General features: G+C 58.3%; 7 protein-coding genes. 4 read left to right on the top strand and 3 right to left on the bottom strand.

Annotated features, from left to right (window positions below):
- The coding region (locus tag WA354_RS15965) for a hypothetical protein (protein ID WP_472814014.1) at nt 1–469 on the top strand (469 nt) is incomplete at its 5' end.
- A 182-nt stretch (nt 470–651) separates the two neighbouring features.
- Here the strand turns inward: WA354_RS15965 and WA354_RS15970 are convergent.
- The gene (locus WA354_RS15970; RefSeq protein WP_472814015.1) at nt 652–1,254 is read right to left on the bottom strand and encodes a DUF2846 domain-containing protein; all 603 of its coding nucleotides are present in this window, start codon (nt 1,252–1,254) and stop codon (nt 652–654) included.
- A gap of 208 nt (nt 1,255–1,462) precedes the next feature.
- Nucleotides 1,463–2,251: a CAP domain-containing protein gene (locus tag WA354_RS15975; RefSeq protein ID WP_472814016.1), complete on the bottom strand. Its 789-nt coding sequence runs from the start codon at nt 2,249–2,251 to the stop codon at nt 1,463–1,465.
- A gap of 52 nt (nt 2,252–2,303) precedes the next feature.
- On the opposite strand from WA354_RS15975, the gene WA354_RS15980 reads away from it, so the two are divergent.
- From WA354_RS15980 to WA354_RS15990, 3 genes are read left to right on the top strand one after another with little or no spacing between them, the layout of a single operon-like run.
- Nucleotides 2,304–3,158, top strand: a complete 855-nt coding sequence (locus tag WA354_RS15980; RefSeq protein WP_472814020.1) for an ABC transporter permease — start codon at nt 2,304–2,306, stop codon at nt 3,156–3,158.
- A 16-nt stretch (nt 3,159–3,174) separates the two neighbouring features.
- Complete coding sequence (locus tag WA354_RS15985; RefSeq protein ID WP_472814017.1) at nt 3,175–3,660, top strand: hypothetical protein; 486 nt, start codon at nt 3,175–3,177, stop codon at nt 3,658–3,660.
- Entirely contained in the window at nt 3,657–4,121 is a 465-nt protein-coding gene (locus tag WA354_RS15990; protein ID WP_472814018.1) for a metallophosphoesterase family protein, read from the top strand. The genes WA354_RS15985 and WA354_RS15990 overlap by 4 nt, the downstream gene beginning before the upstream one ends.
- An 81-nt stretch (nt 4,122–4,202) precedes the next feature.
- Here the strand turns inward: WA354_RS15990 and WA354_RS15995 are convergent.
- Nucleotides 4,203–4,827: acyloxyacyl hydrolase (locus WA354_RS15995; RefSeq protein WP_472814019.1), on the bottom strand; the 625-nt coding region annotated here is incomplete at its 5' end.

The raw sequence follows: 4,827 nt of genomic DNA on the forward strand, positions 1-4,827 counted from the left end.
GCCCTGCGAAGATACCGAGTTTCGGCAGTTCGACTTTTGGGTTGGCGATTGGGACGTCGTCTCTGCCTCCGATAGCGTGCATCAGGGCTCGAGTCACGTTGCGAAAGAGATGGGTGATTGCGTCATCTGGGAAAACTGGACTTCGGCGGGCGGTCCCTATTTCGGCAAGAGCTACAACACGTGGAACGTGAATCTCAAGCGCTGGGAACAATATTGGGTGGACAATGCGGCAGGCGTTATCTTCTTTCACGGCGTAATCAAGGACGGAATCATGGATTATTGGACAGACGACGTGCCGCAGCCTGGGGGCGGAACACTGCTGCGGCATTTGCAGTTCTTCAACCTCGGCCCCGACAAAGTGAGGCAGTTCTCACAGGGATCGAATGATAGTGGCAAGACCTGGCACGTGGAATATGACTTCATTTACACGCGACGCGCTGCCGGACCTTCAAAAACGGGCGGCTCTTGAACGGCGCTCAGACACAATTCAAGATCGATGAGCCTCATTCGACAGCTTACGCCGCAGCCGCTTGATAGAAATTACAAGGCTCCATATAAGAGAAATCTCGTAAGAGTCTTTAAACACACACTACCGTTCTCGCCTCCGAGGCTTGTTGAAGGAGGCCGCGTCCACTTGCGCCGGAGCGGATGTTAATTCGCTGCCGGTTTGTCGGTGTCCTTCGTTTCCGGTTTCGGTGCGTCCTTGTCGTCAGCGGGCGCGGAGAGATGGAGTTTGCGTATCTCTTTGGCTCCGACACCAGGATCCTCAGGCGTCACTTTGATCATTGTCGCCATGGTCCCTGCGGTCCATTTGAAGTAGTAGGTTTTGCCCGCCTCCGCCTCAAACCGGGCCCGCTCGTTCTCTTTCTTCCTTAAATCGTTCAGGGCTGCGCCGGCGGACATGATGATACTTCCGTAGTACATCTTGGGCAGTCCGGAAATCACAACAGTCCCTGGCGGTATTTCCATGAATGCGTATTCGCTGTTGAGAAGCTTCGCCAGATGAGTTTCATTGACGTAAAGCTCGTCGTGCGAGGCGGAACCGGTAAATCTGTACGTACGGTAAATACAGACGATCGCTTTGCCGGCGGATGGCGTGGGCAGCGCGGCCTCAGATTTGGAATCCTGTGCGACAGACATGGGCCCTGTGAAGAGAAACGATATCGCACTGGAAGCGAGCAGAAAGCTTGCGAGGGACCTGCAAGCTCTCCTGAGGAAAAACCCCGCGACGCCATTGAAATTAGTGTTAGGCATGGGAGCGCTCCTGATCCTGAGTTCAGAATCTGGCCAGCACTATAGCAGCTTGTAGCTGCCAACGCTGTGAGGTGCGCAAACGAATTCAAAGGCAGGGCCAGAGCACCATGGTCCTGGCAATCAGCGACCTTCGCAGTGCGGAGAGAGGGTTTTGTGTATTGAGAAACACCGCGCATCGGCGTTCGAGACGATTAAGCGCGAAATCGCTCTAATACAGCAGCACGGCAACGCGGTAAGAGGTGAACGTACCCTGATCGCCGTGTGCATCGCAGCTGCCGACTGCTGCTGCTGTGAATGGCCGGGATGCAATGCGATCGACCAGTTGTTTGGGCAGGTGGTTCAGGTCTGAGCCTTCCCAGCGCATCACAAAGGTGGGCTGCCGTGTGTCGGCGGATCCCGGCATGCCGTTATCCATGAGGCATGCCGCGCGGGCAAGCCGACGATCGGCCACAACCTTCACCCCAGCCCCCTGGATCAGTTCGGAAACGCGTGATTCCACCTGCGCCTGCGTTAGCGCTTGAACTCCGTGGGAGTAATCGGCGGTGGCATACAGCACCCCACGGCTGGCGACGACGGCAATTCCGACACTGTCGACCGCGGGATTGAGCATGTTTTCCCGATGTCCCTTGGAATGCATCCACTCGTCGTGAATTTCAGCGGGAGTGGGTCCGACGGCGACATTTTCCTCGATCAGGTCGAAGTGCGCACCGGTAAAGCCAGCCCGCTCCGAGACGTTCAGTTCGCCCGGGTACTGATGCGCAATTGGGCCCTCGGCAGCCATGCGCAGCGTATGCTTGAGTGCTGCTTCGGCGAGAGCGTTATCCCAGCGGAGTGGTGGAACACCTGCAGCCGCTCGGGCTTGATTCGCCAGAACCATTAGCTGTCGTGCCTCGGGTTCAAGATCCCGGTGTTCCTGCGCGAAGGCCTGCGTCCACCCTGAAAAGCAGAGCAACAGTGCAGCCAGAGAGAGGATTGAGTGTTTACCGGAAGTGTTCACGCTTACTTATACACATAAATGGTTTTGCCGTCGCGGTATTCTTACCAACGTAATGGTCAACCTCCCGGCCATTGGGAAACGCATCCGTCGCCAGCCTTTAGCGGCGATCGGGATGCTTTTACTCTCAATTTTCATCATCACCGGCCTGGCTGCTCCATGGCTTGCCCCCTACAGCCCCGCCTCCATCGATCTGGTTCACCGGCTACAAGGCATTTCCACCGCGCATCCCGCAGGAACCGACGAACTGGGGCGGGATACGCTCTCGCGTCTCCTGTATGGAGCACGCCTCTCACTCGCAGTTTCGGTCAGTGTCGTGGCTGTTTCGCTCACACTCGGAATCTGCATCGGCGGGCTCGCCGGATATCTCGGCGGCTGGGTCGACACTGCACTCACCACTTTTGCCATGAACACGTTTCTGGCGCTGCCCGGGATTCTGCTGGCCATCGCCTTCGCGGCATTTCTAGGCCCGGGCTTTTCGAATCTTGTGCTCGCCCTCGCCATCGGCGGCTGGGCGGGATACGCGCGTTTGGTGCGCGCACAGGTAATGGCGGTTCGCGATCGCGAATATGTCGATGCTGCACGAGCCCTCGGCGCCAGCGGCCTGCGCATCTTTTTTCGCCACATACTTCCCAATGTCGTGCAACCGATACTCGTCCAGGCGGCGATCGGCATGGCGGGTGTAATCCTCGCCGAAGCCACTCTCTCGTTTCTGGGCCTGGGCATTCCTTCTCCCGCTCCCAGTTGGGGCGCAATGCTCAACGACGCCCGGCTCCATCTCTTCGATTCACCTCATCTTCTTCTCTTTCCGGCAATGGCCGTTGCAGGTGCAGTGCTTGGTTTCAACTTCCTGGGAGACGCGCTGCGCGACCAACTCGATCCGCGGACGCGTCTTGAAATGGGCTTGTGAGGACTCTATGGTGATCATGAAAAAGGGCGATTGCGAACATTGCGGACGCTTCTATCGCTATTCACTCTGGCACTCCGGCTTCGGCGACAGCTCTTACGCACACTGCGATCGCTGCGGAATGCTCGCCACCTTCAATTACTCCAACCCGCAGGTCGCCGGGTTCCCCACGCCCTCCGTCCAGTACGGCGAGATCGAGGAGTCGTGGGAACCGTTTCTGCTGCCATGCGCATGTGGAGGGCAGTTCCGTAAAGGCGCATCCCCGCGCTGTCCCCATTGCCTCGAAGAGCTTTCACCCACTCACGCAGCGGGCCACATTGAAGCCCAGGCAACCGGCGCCGGAAAAGGCTGGCGCTGGCAGAACAACTGGAGCGGTGTCTACTGCATGGCGATGGACGATCCGGAAGCTCCCGGCAACCCTCGCCGCATCATGGACCCCGTCCACAAAGCCGAAATCGTAAAAGCCAGAAGCCGCTGGTCGCTCCTGTTCAGCTTCGGGCGATGAAAGTTGGCGTCGTCAGCGACACGCACGGCCTGCTGCGCCCTGAAGTCATCCCCGCGCTCGCTGGCGTCGAACACATCCTGCATCTCGGCGACGTCGGCGATCCGGCTATTCTGAAATCCCTTGAGAAGGTCGCACCGGTTACCGCCATTCGCGGCAACATCGATCGAAGCGGCCCCTGCAGCCGTCTCCCCGAAACTGAAGTGCTGCTTCTCGAAGGCCACTACATCTACATGCTCCACGATGTCCACACGCTGCATCTCGATCCGGCAGCCGCCAAATTCGGCGCGGTTCTCTTCGGACACTCGCACAAGCCCGAAATCCGCCGACACAAGGGCGTGCTCTATTTCAATCCCGGCTCCTGCGGCCCGCGACGCTTTGAATTGCCGGTCACGATCGGCATGCTGATGCTCCAGGCAGACGTAAATCCGGAAGCGCAGATCATCCATCTCGGCCTTTCATAGCCAGATCCAGCTCTGTACCCCATTCATGACGCAGTCTCACCGCGTCATGAGCAGGAGACGACGAATCTTCGCGGTCGGGGTCTAGCGCAGGTCGATTTGTGTCCTCTGGTCCCCTTTGGTCTTGAACCGAGACACCCCCACATAAAACGTGTTCGCATCGGTGCCGGGATTGTGCAGGCTGATGTTTGCGTTTGACAGGTGCTGGTAGCGATAGCCAATTGTGATCGCCTGATTCTTGTGATGGAAGATGTTCACTCCGGTTCCAAAGTCGATTGTGTACATATACTGCGAACCCTGCGGGCTCAGCGCCCGATCGTCGAAGTAGATGAATCCTCCGTTGGTGGAGAGGAACGGCTGCACCCCATGCAGCGGAAGGAAATCCGCCTGAAATCCCACCGGGCTCACCCCGCTGCCGTAGATGCGTTTGCGCTGATTCAGAACGGTTCCCGACGGGGTCATGTTAGGAGTCGGCCAGTCCATCATCGCCAATGCCGTCATCTCCGGTGAATAGCGCATCGTCCACGTCTGGTGGTGACGATAGAATTCGTACGAGTAACGCAGATCGATGGGCATGTACTTCACATCACCGGCGTATCCCCAGATGTGGCCGCTCATCACCGACAGTCCCCACCACGCTCCGAACTCGTGCCTGCCGCCGGGCCCCTGCCAGTCTGGCGGCGCCGGTCTGGGCGCGGGCAGCACATCG

It is taken from the genome of Occallatibacter sp., from assembly GCF_049802275.1.
GTDB lineage: Bacteria > Acidobacteriota > Terriglobia > Terriglobales > Acidobacteriaceae > Telmatobacter.